General features: G+C 65.0%; 24 protein-coding genes. 5 read left to right on the top strand and 19 right to left on the bottom strand.

Translation table 11 applies throughout. The features are described 5' to 3' along the window. Positions 1–133 precede the first annotated feature (133 nt). Together JQ573_RS27845 and JQ573_RS27840 are read left to right on the top strand one after the other, a co-directional pair. Complete coding sequence (locus JQ573_RS27845; RefSeq protein ID WP_092114590.1) at positions 134–562, top strand: hypothetical protein; 429 nt, start codon at positions 134–136, stop codon at positions 560–562. Positions 563–707: 145 nt separating this feature from the next. Further along, positions 708–935, top strand: coding sequence for a hypothetical protein (locus JQ573_RS27840; protein ID WP_212315462.1), 228 nt, complete (start codon positions 708–710; stop codon positions 933–935). Here the strand turns inward: JQ573_RS27840 and JQ573_RS27835 are convergent. The 3 genes from JQ573_RS27835 to JQ573_RS27825 form a co-directional block, all read right to left on the bottom strand. Continuing rightward, positions 932–3,217 carry a ComEC/Rec2 family competence protein gene (locus JQ573_RS27835; protein WP_212314779.1) on the bottom strand — a complete coding sequence of 762 codons (2,286 nt, stop codon included), beginning with the start codon at positions 3,215–3,217 and terminating at the stop codon, positions 932–934. The genes JQ573_RS27840 and JQ573_RS27835 overlap by 4 nt on opposite strands. A gap of 134 nt (positions 3,218–3,351) precedes the next feature. Next, positions 3,352–3,738: a nuclear transport factor 2 family protein gene (locus tag JQ573_RS27830; protein ID WP_212314781.1), complete on the bottom strand. Its 387-nt coding sequence runs from the start codon at positions 3,736–3,738 to the stop codon at positions 3,352–3,354. A 35-nt stretch (positions 3,739–3,773) separates the two neighbouring features. Next, positions 3,774–5,453 (bottom strand): glutamine--tRNA ligase/YqeY domain fusion protein, encoded by a 1,680-nt coding sequence (locus JQ573_RS27825; protein ID WP_212314783.1) that lies wholly within the window; start codon positions 5,451–5,453, stop codon positions 3,774–3,776. 154 nt (positions 5,454–5,607) lie between these two features. On the opposite strand from JQ573_RS27825, the gene gltX reads away from it, so the two are divergent. After that, complete coding sequence (gltX, locus tag JQ573_RS27820) at positions 5,608–7,029, top strand: glutamate--tRNA ligase (protein WP_212314785.1); 1,422 nt, start codon at positions 5,608–5,610, stop codon at positions 7,027–7,029. 160 nt (positions 7,030–7,189) lie between these two features. Next, positions 7,190–8,491, top strand: coding sequence for a citrate synthase (gene gltA, locus JQ573_RS27815; protein ID WP_212314787.1), 1,302 nt, complete (start codon positions 7,190–7,192; stop codon positions 8,489–8,491). 32 nt (positions 8,492–8,523) lie between these two features. On the opposite strand, the gene JQ573_RS27810 is transcribed toward gltA, so the two are convergent. The 6 genes from JQ573_RS27810 to lpxA form a co-directional block, all read right to left on the bottom strand. Further along, positions 8,524–8,859: a helix-turn-helix transcriptional regulator gene (locus tag JQ573_RS27810; protein ID WP_212314789.1), complete on the bottom strand. Its 336-nt coding sequence runs from the start codon at positions 8,857–8,859 to the stop codon at positions 8,524–8,526. A gap of 5 nt (positions 8,860–8,864) precedes the next feature. Then, positions 8,865–9,524 (bottom strand): SRPBCC family protein, encoded by a 660-nt coding sequence (locus tag JQ573_RS27805; protein WP_212314791.1) that lies wholly within the window; start codon positions 9,522–9,524, stop codon positions 8,865–8,867. Positions 9,525–9,783: 259 nt separating this feature from the next. Beyond that, the gene (locus JQ573_RS27800) at positions 9,784–10,155 is read right to left on the bottom strand and encodes a DUF1330 domain-containing protein (protein ID WP_212314793.1); all 372 of its coding nucleotides are present in this window, start codon (positions 10,153–10,155) and stop codon (positions 9,784–9,786) included. A gap of 170 nt (positions 10,156–10,325) precedes the next feature. After that, positions 10,326–11,504: a lipid-A-disaccharide synthase gene (gene lpxB / locus JQ573_RS27795; RefSeq protein ID WP_212314795.1), complete on the bottom strand. Its 1,179-nt coding sequence runs from the start codon at positions 11,502–11,504 to the stop codon at positions 10,326–10,328. Continuing rightward, entirely contained in the window at positions 11,504–12,361 is an 858-nt protein-coding gene (locus JQ573_RS27790; RefSeq protein ID WP_212314797.1) for an LpxI family protein, read from the bottom strand. Before JQ573_RS27790 ends, lpxB begins: the two co-directional genes overlap by 1 nt. A 19-nt stretch (positions 12,362–12,380) precedes the next feature. Then, entirely contained in the window at positions 12,381–13,175 is a 795-nt protein-coding gene (gene lpxA / locus JQ573_RS27785) for an acyl-ACP--UDP-N-acetylglucosamine O-acyltransferase (protein WP_212314798.1), read from the bottom strand. Between the two features lie 149 nt (positions 13,176–13,324). Here lpxA and JQ573_RS27780 point away from each other — a divergent pair, with 149 nt between their 5' ends. Beyond that, positions 13,325–13,648, top strand: a complete 324-nt coding sequence (locus JQ573_RS27780; RefSeq protein ID WP_212314799.1) for a KTSC domain-containing protein — start codon at positions 13,325–13,327, stop codon at positions 13,646–13,648. Between the two features lie 76 nt (positions 13,649–13,724). Here JQ573_RS27780 and fabZ read toward each other — a convergent pair whose 3' ends face one another. From fabZ to tsf, 10 genes are all read right to left on the bottom strand, one after another. After that, positions 13,725–14,183: a 3-hydroxyacyl-ACP dehydratase FabZ gene (gene fabZ, locus JQ573_RS27775; RefSeq protein WP_016841580.1), complete on the bottom strand. Its 459-nt coding sequence runs from the start codon at positions 14,181–14,183 to the stop codon at positions 13,725–13,727. Then, positions 14,183–15,244 (bottom strand): UDP-3-O-(3-hydroxymyristoyl)glucosamine N-acyltransferase, encoded by a 1,062-nt coding sequence (gene lpxD, locus JQ573_RS27770; RefSeq protein ID WP_212314800.1) that lies wholly within the window; start codon positions 15,242–15,244, stop codon positions 14,183–14,185. The genes fabZ and lpxD overlap by 1 nt, the downstream gene beginning before the upstream one ends. A gap of 32 nt (positions 15,245–15,276) precedes the next feature. Beyond that, a complete protein-coding gene (gene bamA, locus JQ573_RS27765; protein ID WP_212314801.1) occupies positions 15,277–17,820 on the bottom strand; it encodes an outer membrane protein assembly factor BamA in 2,544 nt (847 codons plus the stop codon). A gap of 177 nt (positions 17,821–17,997) precedes the next feature. After that, complete coding sequence (rseP, locus tag JQ573_RS27760) at positions 17,998–19,149, bottom strand: RIP metalloprotease RseP (protein WP_212314802.1); 1,152 nt, start codon at positions 19,147–19,149, stop codon at positions 17,998–18,000. A 44-nt stretch (positions 19,150–19,193) separates the two neighbouring features. Next, complete coding sequence (dxr, locus tag JQ573_RS27755) at positions 19,194–20,420, bottom strand: 1-deoxy-D-xylulose-5-phosphate reductoisomerase (RefSeq protein ID WP_212314803.1); 1,227 nt, start codon at positions 20,418–20,420, stop codon at positions 19,194–19,196. Positions 20,421–20,424: 4 nt separating this feature from the next. Next, complete coding sequence (locus tag JQ573_RS27750) at positions 20,425–21,213, bottom strand: phosphatidate cytidylyltransferase (RefSeq protein ID WP_249132462.1); 789 nt, start codon at positions 21,211–21,213, stop codon at positions 20,425–20,427. Between the two features lie 80 nt (positions 21,214–21,293). Then, on the bottom strand, positions 21,294–22,052 hold the full coding sequence (locus tag JQ573_RS27745; protein ID WP_212314806.1) for an isoprenyl transferase: 759 nt from the start codon (positions 22,050–22,052) through the stop codon (positions 21,294–21,296). Between the two features lie 21 nt (positions 22,053–22,073). After that, on the bottom strand, positions 22,074–22,637 hold the full coding sequence (frr, locus tag JQ573_RS27740) for a ribosome recycling factor (RefSeq protein WP_028334007.1): 564 nt from the start codon (positions 22,635–22,637) through the stop codon (positions 22,074–22,076). Between the two features lie 73 nt (positions 22,638–22,710). Next, positions 22,711–23,427: a UMP kinase gene (gene pyrH, locus JQ573_RS27735; RefSeq protein WP_212314809.1), complete on the bottom strand. Its 717-nt coding sequence runs from the start codon at positions 23,425–23,427 to the stop codon at positions 22,711–22,713. 69 nt (positions 23,428–23,496) lie between these two features. Then, a complete protein-coding gene (gene tsf / locus JQ573_RS27730; RefSeq protein ID WP_212314810.1) occupies positions 23,497–24,420 on the bottom strand; it encodes a translation elongation factor Ts in 924 nt (307 codons plus the stop codon). Positions 24,421–24,541 lie beyond the last annotated feature (121 nt).

Below are 24,541 nucleotides of genomic sequence, written 5' to 3'. Positions count from 1 at the left end.
CAGGGCGTTTCGTCGACCAGTCGTACAATCGCCCAGAAACGAGGAGACACTCGTTCGCTATCGTCCACTCTGGTAGAGGCCCTATGCCTCAAGGAGAGGCACGGGTCGCTACCTCGAACAGAGGAGCCATCCGATGTGTGACTATAGTCTGCACGCCGTGGCGTCGCGCCCCGCCATTGTTGGAGAGACGCTGATCACCACGACTTTCCGCGGCACGTCGACCCGCGGCTTTGCTTCGGAGACCGACCCCACTGTCGCGGTCTGCATGCTGCCGGGCACCGAGCTCGCTTTCGCCGAGAACGTTCGCTACGACAGCCGCTGGATCTGGACCAAGACGATGAACTTCCGCGTCGGCGTGTTCAACGAAGTCGAGCCCGACGTTCCCGATCGCCATCATGACGCGGTCGAATTCCCCGACGGCAGCCATGTGCTGGTGACCCAGCTCGTCGAGGGACAACGCGTCAGCGTGCTGCAATTGCCGGCGCTGCATCCGCCGGTCGAGCAGAAGCCGAAGGTTGTGGAGCGGCGGCCCTCCGCATTTGCGTCGCTGTTTTTGGGTTGAACGCATCGTCGCCGCGGAATGAGCTGTTCGGCGGCGGATGACCTAAGCGATTTCGAGCGACCCCGGACGCCGGGTTCCGGGGCGCAGCTGGAGAATTGCGTCGGCGCGCGCCTTGGCGCATCATCGGGCACGGAGGACGTGCGTGGTGGTCGACAAGGTCACATGGCAAAAGGCTGGACGCGTCACGGAGCCGGGCCGCTACTTGTTCCGGTTCGGCTGGCTGACGGTGACGGCTGACGACCTGAAGGTCTGGGAGCGATTCCCCGAGGCTTCCTTCACCCTCGTCAAGAAGCCCGACGCTGGCCCTGACTCCGACGAATACCATCTCGGCCTGTTCGAGTTGCCGACCGGCCCCTCACCCGACAACGGCTAATCCTCGCCCTGCAAATCGGTCTCGGCCGGCGTCGCATCGACGACGGGCCGCGGCGCGCTGCCGAGTGCGCGCAACGTCGTCTCAACCTCACCGTCGCCGGGAACCGCCGGCGACCACGGCCGGTCGATCCCGCCGGGCTTGACCGCATCGATGGCATAGCCGTCCCTGATGCGCCGCAGCACCAGCGCGCCGTGGCGCCGCAACCGCTCGGCATCGATCACCGAAGCCGCGCAGCCCCGCGGTGCCGGCCGCGCGGTCACGATCAGCGCCGCACGCTCGCAATCATCGGCCAGCGCCTCCGGCCGTGTCGCCAGCGCGACGAAGGCGCCGCCGGGCCCCTGCGTCACGCAGCCGCTCGGATCGCAGGAGACACCCTCGCCGAGCGAGGAATCCGTGGCAGTCCGCGCGTCAGCATCCGCCGCCAGCCACTCCTTGACCAGAAATGCGTCCTTCGCGCTGTGCATCAGATGCAGCCGCCCGTCGCCGCCCCGCACCGCGACGTTGCGGCCGTCGGCGGAGACCAGCACGTCCGGCTGCGGCACCCACAGCGCCCAGACCGAGGCCACCACCAACAGCACCGCCCCCGACCAGCGCAGCGGCGTGCGCAACAGCCCAAGCAGGATGAGACCCGCGCTTGCCACGACCATCGGCCCGATTCCGAACGCCGCCATCCGGCCGACCGCGCCTGGGAGCGCTGCGACCCATTGCGTCACCAGGATCATCCAGTCGATGCCGAACCCCATGATTGCCCAGAACACGCCGTCGAAGCCGAACGGCATGGCGAGCAGCCCGAGCAGGCCGGCCGGCATCACGACCGCCGACACCACCGGCATCGCCGCGAGGTTCGCCAGCAGCCCGTAGGGCGTCACGCGGTGGAAATGGAATGCGGCGTAGGGTGTGGTCGCGAGCCCCGCCACCAGCGAGGCCAACATCAGCATCGTGAGCTCACGCCCGCCCCACAGCGCGACGCGCGCGGTCGCCGAATGATCGGGCGACGCCAGCAGGTTCGGCAGCCCGATCTGCACCAGCCCCACCAGCCCGAGGGTCGCCGCAAACGACATCTGGAAGCTCGGATGCACCAGCGCCTCCGGCGCGATCGCGAGCACGATCAGCGCCGCCACCGCCAGCGTGCGGAAGGTGATCGCGCGGCGGTCGACGATCACGGCGATCAGCACCACGGCCGTCATGAAGAACGATCGCTGGGTCGCGACCTCCGCCCCCGACAGCAGCAGGTAGAACGCCGCCGCGACGAGCGCGGCCGCCGCCGCCCATTTCTTGATCGGGTGCCCGGCCGTCAGCGCCGGAAACAGCGCAAGCAACGCGCGGATCGTGAAGAACACGACGCCGGCGACCACGGCCATGTGGTAGCCGGAGATCGACAGCACGTGGCCGAGCCCCGAGATGAACATCGCGTCGTTGACCGGCGTCGTGATCGCATCGCGCCGGCCGGTGAGCAGTGCAGTTGCGATCGCGCGCTGATCCCCGTCGAGCGTGGTGCGGATGCGCGCGTCGATGGCATCGCGCAGCCACTGCATGAATGCGGCATAGCGCAGCGCAAGGCCACCAGTTGCCGGCGGCTCCCTAGTCTTCACCGCGCCCATCACGAAACCGGATGCGCCGATACCCTGGAAATAGAGGTCGCGGCCGAAATCATAGGAGCCCGGACGCTGCGGCCCGAGCGGCGGCATCAGCCGCGCCTTCAATTCGACGAAGCTGCCGACCTCGGGCGCGGTGCCCTTCTTCACCGAGAGCCTGACGCGCTCGAGTTTTGGCACCTCGCGCTGGCTTTCCATCGACACGACGCGCAGCACGAAGCGGTCCGTCTTCTCCCTGACGTCGCGCGTCTCGACAAAGCCGGTCAGCGCCACGGAATATATCGGCCGCGCCAACACGCCATGGGCGATCCGCGCGGTCTTCCATGTCGCCGTCGCAAATCCCGCCGCGACCGCAGCCAGCATCACGACGGCGGGAAACACCCGGCGCCGCCGCAGCAGCAGTGCCAGCAAGCAGAGCGCGATGGCGACGGTCGCCGCGACCGAGAGCCGCGGCTCGTGCTCGGCCGCAAAATAGAATGCAATGCCGGTGCCGAACGCCACCGGCACCCACGGCAACAGCCGCCCGGCCCCCGTCTCCGCACGCGCCCATTGCCGCAATGTCTCGACGAGAGGACGCCAGATGCTGGCGCGCACCGGAATATAGCCGCCGGCCGGCGCAGCCGTGCGCGGCGGCCACGTCCCCGCGTAGCCGCGTCTGCCGCCCGGCGTCGTGCCCTGCTCCGCCATTCCGCTCGCGATCCCTGCCGGGCGGCAGGCTAGCGGATGCCGCAGTCACTCGACTAGCGGAACGGAACCGAAACACGCAACCGAAGGCTGTGACCTGCGAGGATATCTGGGCGCTCACCCGGGGCTGCGCGCGCCTAGATCAGCGGCGTCTGCGACGAGACGTGGTGGCAGGCGATCTTCCAGTCGCCGTCCTCGCGCGCGATCACCCAGGTGATCTTGACGGCGAGCGAGGGCGCATCGCCGTCAAGGAAAAAGGACGCGATAGCAGCCATGTTGACGAGATCGGCATTCACCCGTTCGGTCCTGATATCGCTGAACCGTACGCGCGGCGCGTGCCAGCGTGGCAGGCCATCAAAGTAGGCTTTGACCCCCTCGCGGCCGCGATAGAGCGTCGGGTTCGAGCCAAAGAAGAACGCGTGCTGCGAGTAGAGCGCAGCAAGCGTATCCGCATCAAGCATGCCGAAACCCGCGGACCATCTGGCGATGATGGCGGAGACGATGTCTTCGGCTTCGTCAGGCATCGATCGCCTCCGTCTGTTGTCCGCGCCGGGTTGCACTAACCCTTGCCGCCGACTTCCTTGGCGAAGGTGTCGCGCAGGCCGATGGTGCGGTTGAACACCAGCCTGTCCGGCGTCGAATCCGCATCGCGCACGAAATAGCCCTGCCGCTCGAACTGCATCACGTCGGGCGAATTGCTCTCGGCGATGGCAGGCTCGACCCGCGCATCGCTCAGCACTTCGAGCGACTGCGGGTTGAGGTCGGCGGCGAAATCGGCGGCGTTCGGGCTCGGGTTGGCGAACAGCTGATTGTAGATGCGGATTTCCGCCGGCTTCGACTGCGCCGCCGGCAACCAGTGCATCGTCGCCTTCACCTTGCGGCCGTCGGGTGCGTTACCGCCCTTGGTCGCGGGATCATACGTCGCGCGCAGCTCGACGATCTCGCCAGCGGCGTTCTTCACGACGCTGGTGCACTTGATGAAGTAGGCATAGCGCAGCCGCACCTCATTGCCCGGCGAGAGGCGGAAGAACTTCTTCGGCGGATTCTCCATGAAGTCGTCGCGCTCGATATAGAGCTCGCGGCCGAAGGCGACCTTGCGGGTGCCGGCGTCCGGATTGTCGGGATGGTTGATCGCCTCGATCTCCTCGACCTGGCCTTCCGGATAGTTCTCGATCACCACCTTGAGCGGCCGCAGCACCGCCATGCGGCGCAGCGACGTGCGGTTCAGCTCCTCGCGGATGCAGAATTCGAGCATGCCGACATCGACCACGCTGTTGGCCTTGGCGACGCCGATACGCTTGATGAACTCGCGCACCGCAGCCGGCGGCACACCGCGCCGCTTCAGGCCGGCGATGGTCGGCATCCGCGGGTCGTCCCAGCCCGAGACATGGCCGTCGCGGACGAGCTGGGTCAGCACGCGCTTGGACAGCAGCGTGTAGGTCAAATTGAGCCGCGCCATTTCGTACTGGCGCGGCTTCGATGGCACCGGCAGCTTGTCCAGCAGCCACTCATAGAGCGGACGGTGATCCTCGAACTCCAGCGTGCAGATCGAATGGGTGATGCCCTCGATCGCGTCCGACTGGCCGTGCGCGTAGTCGTAGCTCGGATAGATCGACCATTTGTCGCCGGTGCGCGGATGGTGAGCGTGCAGGATGCGGTACAGCACGGGATCGCGCAGGTTGATGTTGCCGGCGGCCATGTCGATTTTGGCGCGCAGCACCCGGGCGCCGTTGGTGAACTCGCCGGCCTTCATGCGGCGGAACAAGTCGAGGTTCTCCTCGACCGACCGGTCGCGGAACGGCGAGTTCTTGCCGGGCTCGGTCAGCGTGCCGCGGGACCGCCGGATCTCCTCCTGCGACTGATCATCGACATAGGCATGGCCCGCCTTGATCAGGCCCTCGGCCCAATCGTACAGGCGCTCGAAATAGTCCGACGCAAAGAAGAGGTTTTTGCCCCAATCGTAGCCGAGCCAATGCACGTCGGCCTGGATCGAGTCGATGTACTCCTGCTCCTCCTTGGTCGGATTGGTGTCATCGAAGCGCAAATTGCACTGGCCACCGAACTCCTGCGCGATGCCGAAATTCAGGGCGATCGACTTGGCGTGGCCGATATGCAGGTAGCCGTTCGGCTCCGGCGGAAAGCGGGTCACGATCCGGTTGTGCTTGTGGGAGGAGAGATCGGCCTGGACGATGTCGCGGATGAAGTCGCGCCCTGCCTCTGCCGTCGTGTCAATCGTCATCAAAGGGTTCCCTGGAGGAGTCAGCTCAACCTTCTGCCAAATTCGCGCCGTCCGGCCAAGCCTGGTTTGGCCGGCAAAAGGTCAGCCGGGGCTTTAGTTATGTTCGGTTCCTGATATACACCACCGCCCATTCCAGCATACGTCGCACTCGATCATGACCAATTCCGTCGTTACCCGCTTCGCCCCCTCGCCGACCGGCTTCCTCCACATCGGGGGTGCCCGCACCGCGCTGTTCAACTGGCTCTATGCCAAGAAGCTCGGCGGCAAGATGCTGCTCCGGATCGAGGACACCGACCGCGAACGCTCGACCAGGGAGGCGATCGACGCCATCCTGGACGGCCTGAAATGGCTCGAGCTCGATTGGGACGGCGACGTCATCTACCAGTTCAGCCGCGCCGCCCGCCATCGCGAGGTCGCCGAGGGCCTGCTCGCCGCCGGGCGCGCCTATTACTGCTACGCCACCCCGGAGGAGCTCACCGCGATGCGCGAGAAGGCGCGCGCCGAGGGCCGCACCCGCCTCTATGACGGCATGTGGCGTGACCGCGATCCGGCGACCGCGCCTTCCGACGTCAAGCCGACCATCCGCCTCAAGGCGCCGCAGACCGGCGAGACCGTTATCGAGGATCAGGTCCAGGGCCGCGTGGTCTGGCAGAACGAGAACCTCGACGACCTAGTCCTGCTCCGCGGCGACGGCACCCCGACCTACATGCTCGCGGTCGTAGTCGACGACCACGATATGGGCGTCACCCACATCATCCGCGGCGACGACCACCTGATCAACGCGGCGCGCCAGAAGCAGATCTACGACGCGCTGGAGTGGGAGCTGCCGAGCATGTCCCACATTCCGCTGATCCATGGGCCTGACGGCTCGAAACTGTCGAAGCGCCATGGCGCGCTCGGCGTCGATGCCTACCGCGCGCTCGGCTATCTGCCGGCCGCCTTGCGCAACTATCTCGTCCGGCTCGGCTGGAGCCATGGCGACCAGGAGATCTTCTCGACCCAGGAGATGATCGACGCGTTCGATCTCTCCGGCATCGGCCGCTCGGCGGCGCGGTTCGATTTCGCAAAGCTGGAGAACCTCAACGGCCACTATATCCGGCAGAGCGACGATCAATCCCTCGTGACCCAATTCGAGAGCGTGCTGGATTATGTTCCTGAAGGCGCCGCGCTGAAGGCCAAGCTCAATGACACCACCCGCGCGCAATTGCTGCGGGCGATGCCGAGCCTGAAGGAGCGCGCCAAGACGCTGATCGAGCTGATCGCGAGCGCCTACTTCATTTTCGCCGATCGCCCGTTGGAGCTCGATCCGAAAGCATCCGCGCTCCTCACGCCGGAAACGCGCGCGTTGATCGGCCGACTGCGCACCGCGCTGGAAGCCGTCAACGACTGGACGGCCGAAACCACCGAGACCGCCATGCGGAATTTCGCCGAGCAGAACAATCTGAAACTCGGCGCCGTTGCCCAGCCGCTGCGGGTGGCGCTGACGGGACGTACGACATCGCCGGGCATCTTCGACGTGCTGGCCGTTCTGGGACGCCAGGAGTGCCTTGCCCGTCTCGCCGATCAGGCGGCGTGATCCTGCATGGACCCCCTCCAGGGTCCATCTTGCAGCGCACATTGCAATGAGCTACCCATCGCCGGACGCTTTCTCCACAAGCCGTTCCGCCCCGCCATGGGCCGCAAATTAGCGACTGGGCAAGGTCGGTTTTCGCAACGATTTCATCGGGGATCTCACGATGGACGCAAAATCCAGCAAGACAGCCACACTCACCATTGGCAACAAGAACTACGATTTCCCGATCCTGAGCGGCACGGTTGGGCCTGATGTCATCGACATCGGCAAGCTCTACGGCCAGGCCGGGGTGTTCACCTACGACCCCGGCTTCACCTCGACCGGCAGCTGCCAGTCTAAGATCACCTATATCGACGGCGACGCCGGTATCCTCGAATACCGCGGCTACCCGATCGAGCAGCTCGCCGAGAACGGCGACTTCCTCGAAACCTGCTACCTGCTGCTCTACGGGGAGCTTCCGACCCCGGCGCAGAAGAAGGACTTCGACCATCGCGTGATCCACCACACGATGGTGCACGAGCAGATGGCGCGTTTCTTCCAGGGCTTCCGCCGCGACGCGCATCCGATGGCGATCATGGTTGCTGCGGTCGGCGCGCTCGCCGCGTTCTACCATGACTCCACCGACATCAACGATCCGAAGCAGCGCATGATCGCCTCGATGCGGATGATCGCGAAGGTGCCGACGCTGGCGGCGATGGCCTACAAATACACCATCGGCCAGCCCTTCGTGTATCCGAAGAACTCGCTGTCCTTCGCCGAGAACTTCCTGCAGATGTGCTTTGCGGTGCCGTGCGAGGACTACAAGATCAACCCGGTGCTCGCCGACGCGCTCGACAAGATCTTCATCCTGCATGCCGACCACGAGCAGAACGCGTCGACCTCGACGGTGCGTATCGCCGGCTCCTCCGGCGCCAACCCGTTCGCCTGCATCGCGGCCGGCATCGCCTGCCTGTGGGGTCCAGCCCATGGCGGCGCCAACGAAGCCGCGCTCGCCATGCTGTCGTCGATCGGAACGGTCGACAAGATTCCCGAATTCATCGCCAAGGTGAAGGACAAGAACAGCGAAGTCCGCCTGATGGGCTTCGGTCACCGGGTCTACAAGAACTATGATCCGCGCGCCAAGATCATGCAGAAGATGTGTCACGCGGTGCTGGCCGAGACCGGCCATGGCGATGACCCGATGCTGAAGGTTGCGCTCGAGCTCGAGAAGATCGCACTCAGCGATCCCTACTTCATCGACCGCAAGCTCTACCCGAACGTCGACTTCTATTCGGGCATCACGCTGAAGGCGATGGGCTTCCCGACCTCGATGTTCACCGTGCTGTTCGCGGTCGCCCGCACCGTCGGCTGGATCAGCCAGTGGAGCGAGATGATCGAGGATCCGCAGCAGAAGATCGGCCGTCCGCGCCAGCTCTACACCGGCGTGGCGCGCCGCGACTATGTGACGATCGACAAGCGCAAGTAAGCTTCATCTCTGACAAGTTCGAGACGGCGCCATCATTCCTGATGGCGCCGTTTTCGTTTGCCGCGGGCGACTTCGGTCGCGAGCGCATCGAGACGCGGCAGCCAGAACGCCCTGAACCGGTCGAGCCAGGCGTCGACCTCGCGCAGCCGCCCCGGCTCCACGGCATAGATGCGGCGCGCACCGTCGGCGCGCACCGACGCGAAACCGGCGTCCCGCAGGATCCGCAGCTGCTGCGAGACCGCCGATTGGGTGATGCCGAACTCGCGCTGCACGACGGCGACGACATCGCCAGAACTGTGCTCGCCGGTCGCCAGCAATTCCAGGATGCGCCGGCGGACGGGATCGCCAAGGATGTCGAAGGCGTGCACGGTCGCTAGCCTCCACCGCCCGGCTCAGGCTCGCCGCAATAGAACGCCGTCGTGGTGGCCGCGGCCCGGCGTGCCGCCGTCTCGTCGGTTCCTGCCTTGATCGAGGCCCTGCACCAGTCCGCGCTGCTGCGGCGGATGAAATCCTTGCCGTCCTCGGAGCCGGGCCACGCCTCCGCGGCCGCCCGGTCGAACTGCCCTCCAGGGCCTGCGGCGACATAGAGCGCAAGCCCGATCAAGGCGAGGTCCCAGCCGACACCGACCGCGCCGGGTCCATAGCGATCCCAGAAGTCGCCCTCGATCAGCGAGAGGTGCTCAAGCTCGAGCCGCGTGCCGCCGGCGGCATCGTCGGCCAGGGTCACGGTGAGCCAGCTGACGGCGCCCATCGCCTCCCAGGTCACCGCGAGCCGGCGCGGAGGCTCACACGTCGTGATTTCCCCGCCCGCCTGGCCCTGGAACTGATATCGGCCGCCCAACCTCAGATCGCCCGAGATCGGCAGGAACCAGCGCGGAATGCGCTCGGGATTGGTCAGCGCGTCCCAGAGATCGGCGATGTCGGTGTCGTAGCTGCGGGTCGCGATGACAGCCCGCGCCGGCTTGCCGTCGTGGTCCCGGACGGCGACTTCGCGAACAACAGCTCCGACATAGGCAACAGGATCGATCTTCATGCGAGGCTCCGTACTAATATTAGCCATAGCTAATATTAGTACGGCCTAAATCTCTGAAGCAAGCGGAACCGTTGCGGCAGTATGCCGCCCGCTGGCGGGTACTGGCCGAAATAGGCCACTCGCCAGATCAAAATCGACCACTCTCGGTGACGCCTCGTCCGAGGGACACTCCAGCCGCGATCCAAACTGGATTCGATCTCGACAAAAAATGAAAGAGGCCGCCAACTGAGCGGCCCCCAATGACGCTTCCGGCGCGGGGCTATTTCAGCAAGCCCTCGACGGCGAAAATGTGGAATGTGGCGTACTTGTCTCCAATCTTGCGAGCTTCCTTGTACGCTGGCAAATCGTAAGCCGCCTTAGCTGCTTCCATACTATCGTAGAGCCGCACAGTAACGCGCGACTTCGCTGGTTCTCCGCTGATGGTAACCGGCTTTCCCGTGGCAAGCGCCTTGCCGAGATTCGCCTGAACGAGCGGTAGAAACTCCTTCGCGTAGGCGTCGGCGTTCGAAATGTCGATTTCCGCGATAACGTAGACAGGCGGCTTGGCTTGCGCGTGAAGGCCTTGAATTGCGAGCCCACCAACCGCAACGCCTGCGAGCATCGATAATGCCACTGTGTAGCGGGTTTTCATGACTTCCCCTCCATTGCCGCCGATGATCCGGCGGGAGGCAAGCAATGGTAAACTCAGATGTCGCGCGTGCCTGAGCAAAATTGCACACTCTGGAAACACGCCACCGCCGATTTCAAAACAGACCACCACGGGTCAAACCAGCCCCCACTGACGACGCGTTGAGCGAATGACTAGGTCGAACTCCGGTCCATCTCCGCCAGCACGATGTCGGCGGCGCGGACGCTCGGGGGCTGGTCGCCGGTCGACATCTTCCCGTCCATCGTCGCGAACGCCACGAGTTGCCGCAGACGGTCGGGCGAGTCCGCGATTACATCGCCCAGCGCATGCGCGAGCTTGTCCGGCGTGCAGTTCTCCTGCAGGAACTCGGGAATGATGTCGCTGCCGATCACGAGATTGGCAAGGATCACCGACGACACCCGGATCGCACGGCGCAGGATGAACGCCTCGGCGGCGCCGACGCGATAGGCCGTCACCATCGGAATGCCTGACAGCGCGAGCTCCAGCGTCACCGTACCCGACTTTGCGAGCGCCGCGCGGGCCACGCGGAATGCGGCGCGCTTCTCGGTCTCGCCGACGGCAAGCCGCGGCACCACGGGCCACGACGCGACGCCTTCGCGCACCATGGCCTCGAGATGCGGCATGGTCGGAAGCACGAGCTCGAACGGGGTTTGCTTGTTGAGCTGGCCGAGCGCCGCGCCGAACAGCGCCAGATGATGTCTGATCTCGCTGCGCCGGCTGCCGGGCAGCACCAGCAGCACCGGCGGCTGCGCATCGCGCCGCTTCTGTTCCTCCTCGTTGGGCCGCAGCGAGGTGAGCTGCTCGGTCAGGGGATGGCCGACATAGCTGCATGGCGGCCCCTGCAGCTTGCGATATTCCTCCGGTTCGAACGGCAGCAGTGCCAGCACGTGATCGACATAGCCTCGCATCGCGCGCGCCCGGCCCGGCCGCCACGCCCAGACCGATGGCGACACGTAGTTGACGATCGGAATGTTCGGGTTGCGCGCGCGAACGCGGCGCGCGACGCGGTGGGTGAAGTCAGGGCTGTCGATGATGACGAGCATGTCGGGCGCAGCATCGAGCACGGCATCGGCCGTACGCCTGATCAATTGCAGGATCTTCGGCAATTGCTTCACGACGGCGGCAAATCCAATGATCGAGAGCTCCTCGATCGGAAACAACGGATCGATGCCCTCGCCGGTCATCTGCCGGCCACCGACGCCGGAAAATTGTACGGCATCGCCGAGGCGCTGGCGCAGCACCTTCATCAGTGCCGCGCCGAGGCGGTCACCGGACTCCTCGGTCGCGATGAGGAAGATCTTGCCGCGGCGGCTGGGACTATGCGCCTGCATCAGCCCGCCAGTCCGATGACAAACAGCCCCTTGGCGTCGGCGGCCTCGATCAGGCCCTGCGGATCGGCGGCGAGCGTGTTGCCGGCGATCACGGCGATGCCGGCGATGCCCGCCGCGGCCGCGCCCTCGACCGTGCGTGGACCGATGGTGGGCAGATCGAAGCGGAGATCCTGCTTGCTCTTCGGCGCCTTCACCAGCACGCCGCGGCCGGTCTTGGCGCGGATACGGCCGTCGGCACGGAGCCGCGCCACCCGCGCCAACAGCCCATCGGTGCCTTCGATGTCCTCGACCGCAACCACGTGACCGTCGATCACCACGGCCGCCTGACCGATGTCGAACGGTCCAAGCGCATCGAGCACGCCGCGTCCGCGCGCGATGTCGGCGAGCGCGCTCGAGTCCGGCGTCGTGCGCGTCACGGCGCCCTCCGGCATCAGCAGGTCCGGCGCGACATCCTTGATTCCGACCATGCGAAATCCCTGCTGCTCGAGGATGCGGCCGACGCTCGACAGCAGGTGATCGTCACCGCCGCGGAATGCGCGCACGACATGGCCGAGCAGCCGCAGCGTGCCCCAGTCGAGCCGGATCTCCGACAGCGCGGGACGCACCAGGGTGCCGATGAAGATCAGGTCGCGGCAGCCTTCGTCGCGGAACAACCGGGTCGCGCGTCCGAGCTGGCCGACCGAGATCCAGCGGTGACGAAACCGCTGCGCGCGCGCCGGATCGCAGGCGCCACGCAGCGCGAACAGCACCGGCGTGATGCCGCGCGCGGTGAGCTGATCGGCGACCGCGAACGGCATGGCGCCGCCGCCGGCGATCACGCCGACCGGCGAGGAAAGCGAGGGAGCCGCTGACGTCATGCTGGCGGCCATCCCCTGCTCAATTGACGTCGGCGGGAAGACAGAGCGGCCGGAGCTTGCCGCCCTCGATGAAGGCAAGGATTTCCGCGATCGCAGGATCCTCACCCGCCAGCGGCTGCACCGAGGCCAGCCGCTCGGCGAAGATGCCGGGACCGTGGAACAGTTTTTGATAGAACGCGCGCACCGTCGCCAGTCGCGCCTTGGTGAACTGGCGCCGCCGCATGCCGATGATGTTGAGCCCTTCGAGCACTGCGTATTGACCGTTGGCTAACCCGAACGGGATGATGTCGCCGCGCACGCCGCAGACACCGCCGATCATCACCTGCGGGCCGACGCGGGTGAACTGGTGCACCGCCGACAGGCCGCCGATATAGACGAAGTCGCCGATCTCGCAGTGGCCGCCGAGCGTTGCTGACGTCGCGAAGATCACGCCGTTGCCGACCATGCAGTCATGGCCGACATGGCTGTTGTTCATGAAGAAGCCGCGATCGCCGACGCGGGTGAGCCCGCCGCCCTTGACCGTGCCGACATTCATCGTCACGCCTTCGCGGATCGTGCAGGCTTCGCCGACTTCGAGACGGGTCGGCTCGCCGCGATAGCTGAGATCCTGCGGCGGCCCGCCGAGCGCGGCAAACGGCGAGATGATGCAGCCGGCGCCGATCTTCGTATGCCCGCTGATCGTGACATGCGCGATCAGCTTGCAGTTCTCGCCCAGCACGACGTTGGGGCCGATGATGCAGTACGGACCGATCTCGGTGCCGGCCCCGATCACAGCGCCATCGGCAATCCGCGCAGTGGGGTCGATCATGCTCATGTCGTTACGGTCCGGAATTCGTGAGTGGCGCCAAGGCGCTATCAAGGCGTTATGCAGTCGATTTGGGCGGTCGTTAGCGCGACTTTGCCCGCCCTGTCCAGTGACGTATGATGACGACCTGTTGCAAACGAGAAGGTCGCAACCGATCCATGGTCCGGGCCGCCGCGCTGATCCTCAGCCTGTTCTCCGCGCCGATCGGGCCGGAGACCGTCGATCTCGGCAACAGCACGAGCGTCGATCTCTCGTCCTTCGACTGCCGCGACATCAACCGCAGCACGATCGTCCAGCGCGTCTGCTACAGCGCGAGCGAACGCACGCTGCTGGTCGCGGTCAGGGGCAGCTACCAGCACTATTGCGGCGTGCCCACGGAGACCTACGACGCGCTGATGATCGCACCATCGATGGGCGTCTTCCTCAATCGCGTCCTGCGCATCGCCGGCGCGGACGGCCGTTACGCGTGCAGGACGTCGTGAACCTCGGCCGCCGAGGGCTTCTTTTCTTGACGCGTTTTCTTCACGTGAACCGGGGGCCACTTCGCTCGAAAACGCACTAATCCGTCAGCATCGCGCCGACATCGGCCTCGGCGACAACCTGACCGTTGACCTTGGCGTCGCCGTGAAACCACCACATCGTCTTGCGGCGGCCGAGCGAGCGCATGTGGTACTCGATGGTGTCGCCGGGCATCACCGGCTTCCTGAACTTGCACTTGTCGATGGTGAGGAAATACACCGCGCGCGGCTTCTCGGTGCCCTCGACCGACTTGATGCCGATCACGCCGGCGGTCTGCGCCATCGCCTCGATCATCATCACGCCGGGGTAAACCGGGCGATCCGGGAAATGCCCCTGGAACGGCGGCTCGTTGAAAGTGACGTTCTTGATGCCGATACCGCTGTAGTCGGTGCGGATCTTGATCACGCGGTCGATCAGCAACATCGGAAAGCGATGCGGGAGCGTCTTCAGGATATCGTTGATATCCACGAGCTCGAATTTGACCGGTGCCTCCTCCATCACTCCTGTTCCTTGCCTTTGGCTTCGTTGTCGCGCACCAGGCGCTCCACCGCGATAATTTCCCTGAACCACTGCTTGGTCGGCTTGGCGAAATGCCCGCCCCAGCGACCATTGGCCGGAATGTCGTCCTTGACCGCGCTCATCGCCGTCACCTGGGCGCCGTCGCCGATCTTGAGGTGGTTGTTGATGCCCACCTTGGCGCCGAGCGCGACATTGTCGCCGATCGTCAGGCTGCCGGCGAGCCCGATCTGGGCCGCGAGCAGGCAGTGCCGGCCGATGGTCACATTGTGGCCGATCTGGACCTGGTTGTCGATTTTAGTGCCCTCGCCGATCACGGTGTCGCGCAGGGAACCGCGGTCGATGGTCGAGGCAGCGCCGACCTCGACATTGTTCTGGATCACCACGCGGCCGGTCTGCGGCACCTTCACGTGCCCTGCCGGCCCGAAGAAGATGAAGCCGTAGCCGTCCTGGCCGATATTGCAGGCTGGGTGGATCAGCACGTTGTTGCCGATCAGCGCGAACTGAATGGTGGTCTTGGCGCCGACATTGCAGTCGCGGCCGATCTTGACGTCGGCGCCGATCACCGCGCCGGCGCCGATGATGGTGCCGGAGCCGATCTCGACCCGCGGGCCGATCACGACCAGCGGATCGACGATGACGCCGTCCTCGAGGCGCGCGGTGGGATCGATGATCGCCGACGGGGCGACGCCCTCGGTGCCGAACCAGGATTGCGGCCGCAGCGCATCGGCGTGCCATTCGCGGGCGAGCTCGACGAACACCTGGAACGGCTTCGCGGCGCGCAGCACGGCGGTGCCCTTCGGCACCTGCGCCTCGAAACGCGGGCTGACCAGGCAGGCGCCGGCCTTGGTCGCGGCGAGTTGGTCGACGTATTTGAGATTGTCGAAAAACGCGAGATGCATCGGACCGGCCTCGTCGAGCGAGGCCAGCCCCCTGATCTGAAGCGCGCCCCTTTCGGGGTCGACCAGTTGCGCCTTCGTCAGCGCGGCGATTTCAGCCAGCGATGACGAAGGAGGACTTTTGAAGAAGATCGGCTGCGCCATTCCATCCGTCGCAGTCCGGTCGAGCCGCGGTGTTAGAAAGTCGTACCGCCGCCAAACCGGAATTCTTGCACGCGGTCATACGCACCCTTGGTCAGCGGTACAGCGTAGTCGAAGCGCAGCGGACCAAACGGCGACTGCCAGATCAGGCCGACACCGACGGAGGTACGGACAACCTTGCTGTCGTCAAAACTCAGGCCAAGGCAGGTACCCGGAGACGGCGGGTTGTTCGTCGGCCTCACGCAGTTAGCCGTGTTGACTTCGCCCGTCGCCGCCCACGAGGTCGGTCCCTTATAGTCGTACAGGCCGCCGGCGTCGGCATAGACCGCGCCCTTGAGCCCGACTTCCTTCGGCAGGAACCAGAACGGCATCTGCAGCTCCGCCGACACGCCCCAGTACTTGGTGCCGCCGACCGCGTCCATGGTGCCGTAGGGATTGATATCACGCGGACCAATGCCGTTCGGCGCAAAGCCGCGGACCAGGTTCGGGCCCATCTGGAAGTGATCCAGCATGCGCAGTTCGTCGCTGCCCAGCTTGTTCAGGATGCCGCCCTGGGCGTGGATCACGCCGACGATATCCGACACCAGCGGGGTGTAGTACTTCGCGTCGATCGCGCTCTTGATGTAGCTGACGTCGCCGCCGACGCCGGCGAAGTCCTGCTTGAAGTCGATGATCAGACCGTCGGTCGGGTTCTTGTTGTTGTCGAGCGTGTTGTAGTTGAGCGTATAGCCCAGCGCCGAGGTCAGCGTCTTGCCGCCCGCCAGCTCCTTGCGGACCGGCAGCGAGGCTTCGCCGTCGCTGTAGCAGCCGAGACCGTTGGTCGACACCAAGCTGATCCCGTTCAGGTTCGCATAGGCCGGGCTCGGATTGAACGCAGGATTGGGCGTTACACCGTCAGACAGGAAGGGATTGTTGTTACAGTTGTTGAGCGTCGACGGCAGGGTGATTTCTTGCTGATAGATCGAGTAGCGCAGCTGCAACGACAGGTCTTCCCGCAGGCTGAAGCCAAGCCGCGGGCTGAAGCCGAGCGTCTTGGTGCCGTAGGCGATGTAGCTGTTGGACAGCTGCTGGCGCTGGTAGAAATCGAGGCCGAGCGCGACGCGGTAATCAAGCAGGTAGGGTTCGACGAACGACAGCGAGTAGCCACGGGCATACTGGCCGTAGGTCACCGACGCCTTCGCGAACAGGCCGCGGCCGAGCAGGTTGCGCTCGGAGACGCTGACTTCAGCCAGCGCGCCGTCGGTGGTCGAATAGCCGCCCGACACCGAGAAGTCGCCGGTCGACTTCTCCTCGAGATCGACGATCAGGATGACGCGATCGCTGGAGGATCCGGGTTCGGTGGTGATCTTCACGGTCTTGAAGAAGTCGAGGTTCTTCAGCCGGCGCTCGGCACGGTCGACCAGCGCACGGTTGTAGGCGTCGCCTTCCGAGATATCGAATTCGCGGCGGATCACGTAGTCGCGCGTGCGGCTGTTGCCGCGGATGTTGATGCGCTCGATATAGGTGCGCGGACCTTCATCGATCGCGAAGGTGATCGACACCGTGTGATTGTCGAAATTGCGATCGCCGCGCGGACGGACCACCGCGAACGCGTAGCCGCGGCGCGACGCCTCGATCTGCATCTCCTCGACCGACTTCTCCAGCGCCTCGGCGTTGTAGAGCGAGCCGATATTGACGCGCGAGAACGAGCGCAGCGCGTTCGGATCGAGCGTTGCGATCGACGACGTATAGTTGACGGCCGCGACGCGGTACTGCTGGCCCTCTTCGATCTTAAAGGTAACCAGGAAGCCCTTCTTGTCGGGATCGTATTCGGTCAGCGCGGCCACGACCTGAACGTCGGCGTAGCCGTTCTTGAGATAGAAGCGGCGCAACAGGTCACGGTCGGCCTCGACCCGGTCGGGGTCGTAGACGTCGTTGCCGCCGAGGAAGCTCAACAGGTTTGATTCGCGGGTCTTGATGACGTCGCGCAGGCGGGACGCCGAGTAGGCATTGTTGCCCAGGAACTCGATCGACCGCACACCGGTCTTCACGCCTTCATTGACCTCAAAGATCAGGTCGACGCGGTTGTTCGGCTGCTCGATGATCTGCGGATTGACCCGCACGTCGTAGCGGCCCGAACGGCGGTAGATTTCGGCGATGCGCAGGGCATCCGACTGCACCATCGGGCGCGAGAAGGTGCCGCGCGGCTTGGACTGGACTTCGGCGGTGAGCTGCTCGTCCTTGACCTTCTTGTTGCCTTCGAAGGCAACGCGGCCAATCACCGGGTTCTCGACCACGACCACAACGAGGCGCCCGCCCCGCTGATCGATATGGACGTCCTGGAACAGGCCGGTCTCGATCAGCGCCTTCAGGCCGTCGTCGATCTGGGCCTGGCCCAGCCGACCGCCCGGTCCGGGATGGAAATAGGAACGGATGGTTTCGAGCTCGACGCGGCGGTTCCCCTCCACCGTGATCGAATCGACCGTCTGCGCAAGCGCAGGCGCAGAGACAGCAACGGCCGCCAAGGTGGCCGCCACCGGCGCGGCGAACATGACCAAGGCGGCGAACAGCCCCCCCCTCACTCGCATTCCAAACATCATGCGCAACGCGCCCTTATCTTTCGCAATGCCGGACCGTTCCCCAACGACCCGACAGATTCCCAACCTGCCGCTCAGCTTGTAGCCAACTTTGCCGAGGGGGCAAACTTACTACAGCCGAACATTTCCATTTTCATACCAAGACGTTGCCCATTGGCAACGCCACAGAAAAGCCCCGTTTCAGGACCCAGCGATTCTGAGGATGTCGTTATATGTCGCAAACACCATCAGCATCAGAACCAAACCCAGACCGATTCGGAAACCCACCTCCTGCGTCCGCTCCGAAAGCGGGCGTCCACGAAGTGCCTCCGCGCTGTAGAACAGGAGGTGTCCACCGTCCAAAAGCGGAATCGGGAACAGATTCAACAGCCCGATCGAGACCGAGAGGATCGCGCAAAGATTGACAACGAACTGGAACCCGGCGCTCGCGGCCTGACCCGACAGCTTCGCGATTCCAATGACCCCGCTCACCTCGGCCGGATTGCCAGTCCCGACGAACAGCGAGCCGAGGAACTTGAACGTGCTCGAAATAATGTACCAAACCTGCTCGACACCGATCTTCATGGCTTCAAAGACGCCGACCGGAGCGCTGGATGCTTCGCCGACCTGAGCCTTGTGCTCGATTCCGAGCACGCCGATTCGGTGGGCATTGCCGAAGGGGTCCTTGACCTCCTTCAGCGCCGGCGCCGCCTTCAGGGAAACGATCGCGCCGTCCCGCTTCACTTTGAAACCAAGCTCTGAACCGGCATTCGAAGCTACGATCCGCTGCATGTCGGCGAAGCTCTGGATCGCGCTGCCGTCGATATCGACGACGATATCACCGACCTTGAAGCCCGCGTTCGCAGCGACGCTCTCGGCGACCAGGCCATCGACCCGGGCGATCGTGCTGGGCTTGCCGTAATAGAGCGCCATGCCCGCGAAAATCAGGGCGCCGAGGATGAAGTTCGCCACCGGACCGGCCGCGACGATCGCGGTGCGCTTGCCGACCGACTTGTGATGGAAGCTGCCTTCGCGCTCCTCTGCCGTCATGGCGGCGAGCGTCTCCGTCGACGGCGTCGACGCTTCGCTATCGTCGCCGAAGAACTTGACGTAACCGCCGAGCGGAATCGCCGAGATCTTCCAGCGTGTGCCATGCCGGTCGTTGAAGCCGGCAAGCTCCGGCCCGAACCCCAGCGAGAACGTCAGCACCTTCACCCCGGCCCAGCGCGCAACCAGGAAATGGCCGAGCTCGTGAAAGAAAACAACGATGGTCAAGACGAAGAGAAAGGGAACGATATAACCGAGGAGCCCATGGCTCAACGCATTGATACTATGAAGAAAATACTCGGGCATTCGAATTCCCCTCGACAAGAGCCATAGGCTCCGTCCCCAACCCTCTAGGTTGCCTTTAAGGCAATTTGAGGCAATAGGGCGGCAGCTTTATTTCGCGCGATATGGTCAACGGAAATCGCATCATCCGCCGAGTTCAGCGGTGGCTGATTCCCCGACCTGATCCAATCGTTCATCGTGGCCTCGACCAGCCGGGCGATCGCACCGAATTTGATCTTGCCGGCGATAAACGCCGCGACCGCGATCTCGTTCGAAGCGTTGTAGACCGTTGTCGCGCCATTGCCGAGCCGCAGCGCCTCGTAAGCGAGCCGCAGCCCCGGGAAACGCTGGAAGTCGGGCGCCTCGAAGGTGAGCTGTCCGATCTTGGCGAGATCGAGCTTGGCGGACGGGCCGACGATCCGGTCCGGCCAGCCGAGGCAATGCGCGATCGGGATCCGCATATCGGGCGTGCCGAGCTGGGCCATCACGGAGCGATCGGAGAACTCGACCATGCCGTGGATGATCGACTGCGGGTGCACCAGCACGTCGATCTCGTCGGGCGCCAGGGCGAACAGGTAGGACGCCTCGATCACCTCGAGGCCCTTGTTCATCATCGAGGCGGAATCGATCGTGATCTTCTGCCCCATGCTCCAGTTGGGATGCTTGAGCGCCTGTTCCAGCGTCGCCTGCTCGATGTCGGCGGGAGCCCAGGTGCGGAACGGCCCGCCGGACGCCGTGATGATCACCCGCGTCAGTTCCTCGCGATTGCCGGAAGCCAGCGCCTGGAACAGCGCATTATGCTCGGAATCCGCCGGCAGGATGCAGGCGCCGGCCTTCTTGGCCCGCTCCATGAAGATGTCACCGGCACAGACCAGGCACTCCTTGTTGGCGAGCGCGACGGTTGCGCCGCGATCGACCGCGGCAAGTGCCGGCTTCAATCCGGCAGCTCCGCTGACCGCGGCCATCACCCAATCCGCCGGCCGCGCAGCCGCCTCGATGATGGCGCTCTCCCCGGCCCCGCATTCGATCCGGGTTCCAGCCAGTGCGTTCTTCAATTCGGAAAGCCGCGCCGGATCGGCAATGGCGGCGAACCGCGCGCCGAACTCCTTGGCGAGCTTGGCCAGTCCCTCGACATTGCTGTTCGCGGTCAGCGCCTCGACCCGGTAACGGTCGCGCGCGCCACGCAGCAGATCCATCGTGCTGTCGCCGATCGAGCCGGTGGCACCGAGGACGGTCACGGACCGCGCTGCGGATGCCGCCGCGGCCTTGTTGTTACGCAACGGAACTGCGCTCATCTCATCACCAAACCATAAGACCGCGTCCGACGCCATCGGCGCCACCACGGAGAAAGCCGAAAATCGCCGCCACAATGACGGCCGCGACAAATCCGTCCAGGCGATCCAAAAGGCCGCCATGGCCGGGAATGATGTGGCTCGAATCCTTCACCCCGAACCGCCGCTTCACAGCGGATTCGAAGAGATCGCCAAGTTGCGAGACCACCGACAAAACGGCTCCGAGCATCAGCAGCGGCCCGGCCGTGCCGATCTCGAAGGCGGCAAAGCATGCCGCAACCAACAGGCTCGCGACGAAGCCACCGGCCGCGCCCGCCCATGTCTTCTTGGGGCTGACCCGCACCCAAAGCTTCGGCCCGCCGATGCTGCGGCCCGCGAAATAGCCGCCGATGTCGGTGACCCACACGATCAGCAACACGAACATCAGCGCGGCAAAGCCCTTCGCCGTATCGAGACGCAGCAGCACCGATGCGATCTCGGCGGCCGCAGCATAGACCAATCCCGCAATCGCCCAGTTGCGCCGCGCGCCCGAGGTCAGCGCCACGACAACCGCACCGGCGGCGAGGACCGCCAGCGCCGCATCGATGCGGCCGGCCATCAGGCAAAGTCCGGCGAGCAGCAGCGCGATAATGCCGGGCACCATGACGCGGAGTTCGCGTCCGAGCCCGGTAACCATGAGCCATTCCGCGAACAATCCGACTGCAACCAGCGTCACCAGCAGCGACCAGGCGATGCCACCCAGATAGGCCAGCGCGATCGCAACCGGCGCCAGCACCAGCGCCGCAACCACGCGCATCGCGAAGTTGCGCGACCCCTGCTCGCTTGGTGCCGCCGGCGACTGCTCGCTTGCTGCCGCGGGTGCGGCTTCGCGCTCGCTCACGATCCGGTTTTCGCGGCGAGGCCGCCGAACCGGCGCTCACGCTTGCCGTATTCCACAATCGCGCCTTCGAGCGCCGCCTTGTCGAAATCCGGCCAGTGAATCGGCACGAACACCAGCTCGCTATAGGCGGCCTGCCACATCAGGAAGTTCGACAGCCGCTGTTCGCCGCTGGTCCGGATGATCAGATCCGGGTCCGGAATGTCGGGCGCATCGAGATATTGGCCGAGCGTATCGGCATCGATGGAGTCGGCGTCGCGCTTGCCCTCGGCGACCTCGCGCGCAAGGCGCCGCGCGGCGGCAGCGATCTCCGCCCGCGAGCCGTAATTGAAGGCGACCACAAGGTTGAGCTTGACGTTATTCCGCGTCAGCTCCTCGGCCTCGTTGAGCAGCGCGCAGATGTCGGGATCGAGCCCGGCGCGCTCGCCGATCACGCGCACCCGCACGCCGTCGCGATGCAGCGTCGCCAGATCGTTGCGGATGAAGCGGCGCAGCAAGCCGAACAGATCGCCGATCTCGCTGGCCGGCCGCGACCAGTTTTCCGAGCTGAACGAAAAGATCGTGAGATAGACGATGCCGAGTTCATGGGCCGCACGCACCACGCGGCGCAACGCCTCGACGCCGCGGCGATGGCCCTCGACGCGCGGCAGGCCGCGCGAAGCGGCCCAGCGCCCGTTGCCGTCCATGATGATCGCCACATGCAACGGACTGCCGGAGCGATCCGGTCCGTCGGTTGCTGGGGCGGCGGCGTTCGACATCTGCTCTTTCCCGTAGCGCCTTCAGACCGTCAGGATTTCCTTTTCCTTGGCGGCAAGCAGCTGATCGACTTCGGCGATCACGCCGTCGGTCGCCTTCTGCACCTCGTTCGACAGGCGCTCCTGATCGTCCTCGGAGATCTCGTGATTCTTCTCGAGCTTCTTGATCACGTCGAGGCCGTCGCGGCGCACGTGGCGTACCGCGACCTTGGCCGCTTCCGCGTATTTGTGCGCGACCTTGACCAGTTCCTTGCGGCGCTCCTCGTTGAGTTCGGGAATCCGCAAGCGCAGCACCTGTCCTTCGGTTGCCGGCGAAAGGCCGAGGTTGGAGTCGACGATCGCCTTCTCCACCGCCTTCACCATCGTCTTGTCCCAGACCTGCACCGAGAGCAGGCGCGGCTCGGGCACGCTGATGGTCGCAACCTGGTTGAGCGGCATATGCGAGCCGTAAGCCTCGACCTGGACCGGCTCCAGCATAGAGGCCGCGGCGCGGCCGGTACGCAGACCGCCGAGCTCGTGCTTGAGCGATTGTGTGGCGCCCTGCATGCGGCGCTTCACGTCGTTGATGTCAAAACCAGCTGCGGCCATGACGCTTCTCCCTTTACTAGAAACCGGCTGTCGACGCCCTCGGGTCCAAAGTCTGGACTCAGAGGCGCGGCAATCAGCCGGCGACGACCGTGCCGTGTCCGGTACCGCGCAGAATCGCACCGATCGAACCGGGCTCCGCGATCGAGAACACGATGATAGGCAGCGACGTCTCGCGGGCAAGTGCGAAAGCGGTCGCGTCCATGACCTTGTAGCCACCCTCGATCGCCTGCGAATGGGTCAGGCGGTCGAAGCGCTTGGCTTTGGGATCCTTCTTCGGATCGGCGCTGTAGACGCCGTCGACATTGGTGGCTTTCAGCACCGCCTCTGCCCCGATCTCGGCCCCGCGCAGCACGGCGGTGGTATCGGTGGTGAAGAACGGGTTGCCGGTTCCGCCGCCGAGCAGGACGATGCGTCCCTCGGCGAGATATTTGTGCGTCGCACTACGGGTAAACAGCTCGGAAATCTCCGGCATCACGAATGCCGACAAGGTCCGCGCCGGTGTCCCCTTGCGCTCGATCGCCGCCTCGAGCGCGAGGCAGTTCATCATGGTGGCAAGCATGCCCATGGTGTCGCCGGTCGGCCGGGACACGCCGCGCGAGGACACCTCGACGCCGCGGACGATGTTGCCGCCGCCGATCACGACCGCGACCTCGACACCGAGCTTGCGGGCCGCGATCAGGTCGTCGGCGACGCGGTCGACTGTCGGTTGATCGATACCGAAACCGTGGGAGCCGGCCAGATATTCGCCGGACAGCTTGATCACCACGCGACGATAGATCGGCTCAGCCATGATGCGATCGCTTTCTCATCCCGCGCAGGCAGGCCTCCGGCGCGGACGCCGGACGCCAGGTGTCAGCGGTTACTTCTTGCCGCTGGCGGCCGCGACTTCGGCGGCGAAGTCGCTTTCCTGCTTCTCGATTCCCTCACCGAGAGCATAGTTCACAAAGCCAGCGATTTTGATCGGCCCGCCGACCTTACCCTCAGCTTCCTTCACCGCCTGGGCAACGGACTTGCCGCTGTCGTGGATAAAGGCCTGATCGAGCAGGCAGACTTCCTTGTAGTAGGTCTTCAGACCGGAATCGACGATCTTCTCGATGACGTTCTCAGGCTTGCCCTGCTGGCGGTACTTGTCGGCCAGTACGTCCTTCTCGCGCTTGACGGTCTCCGGGTCGAGCCCGGCCGGATCGAGCGCCAGCGGCTTCGCCGCCGCGACGTGCATCGCGAGCTGGCGGCCGAGCACTGCGAGCTCGTCGGTCTTGCCGGTGGACTCCAGTGCCACGATCACGCCGATCTTGCCGGCGCCTTCGACGACGGCGTTGTGGACGTAGCTTGACACCACGCCCTTGCTCACCTCGAGCGAAGCGGCGCGGCGCAGCGTCATGTTCTCGCCGATGGTCGCGATGGCGTCGGAGATCGCGGTCTCGACGGTGACGTCGCCGACCTTGGCCGCCTTGATCGTCTCGACATTGGCACCGTTATGCAGCGCGACCTGGGCGATCATCTTGACCAGACCCTGGAACTGCTCGTTGCGCGCAACGAAGTCGGTCTCCGAATTGACCTCGACCAGCACGCCCTTGGTGCCGGAGGTCAGCGCGCCGATCAGGCCCTCGGCGGCCACACGGCCGGCCTTCTTGGCGGCCTTGGACAGACCCTTCTTGCGCAGCCAATCCTGCGCGGCCTGCATGTCGCCGTTGTTCTCGGTCAGCGCCGCCTTGCAATCCATCATGCCCGCGCCGGTCGATTCGCGGAGATCCTTGACCATCGCTGCTGTGATCGTTGCCATCGTTCAATGTCCTTCTTGCCTGTACAGAAACCGCGGCGCCCGATGGCGCCGCTGTCAGCGACAGGGAAATCGTTGTTCGTGGAATAGAAGCGGCGGCCGGGCGAGACCCGGCCACGCCGCG

It is taken from the genome of Bradyrhizobium sp. AUGA SZCCT0105, assembly GCF_018129565.1.
Lineage (GTDB): Bacteria > Pseudomonadota > Alphaproteobacteria > Rhizobiales > Xanthobacteraceae > Bradyrhizobium.
This window is presented reverse-complemented; position numbering and strand designations above follow the sequence as displayed.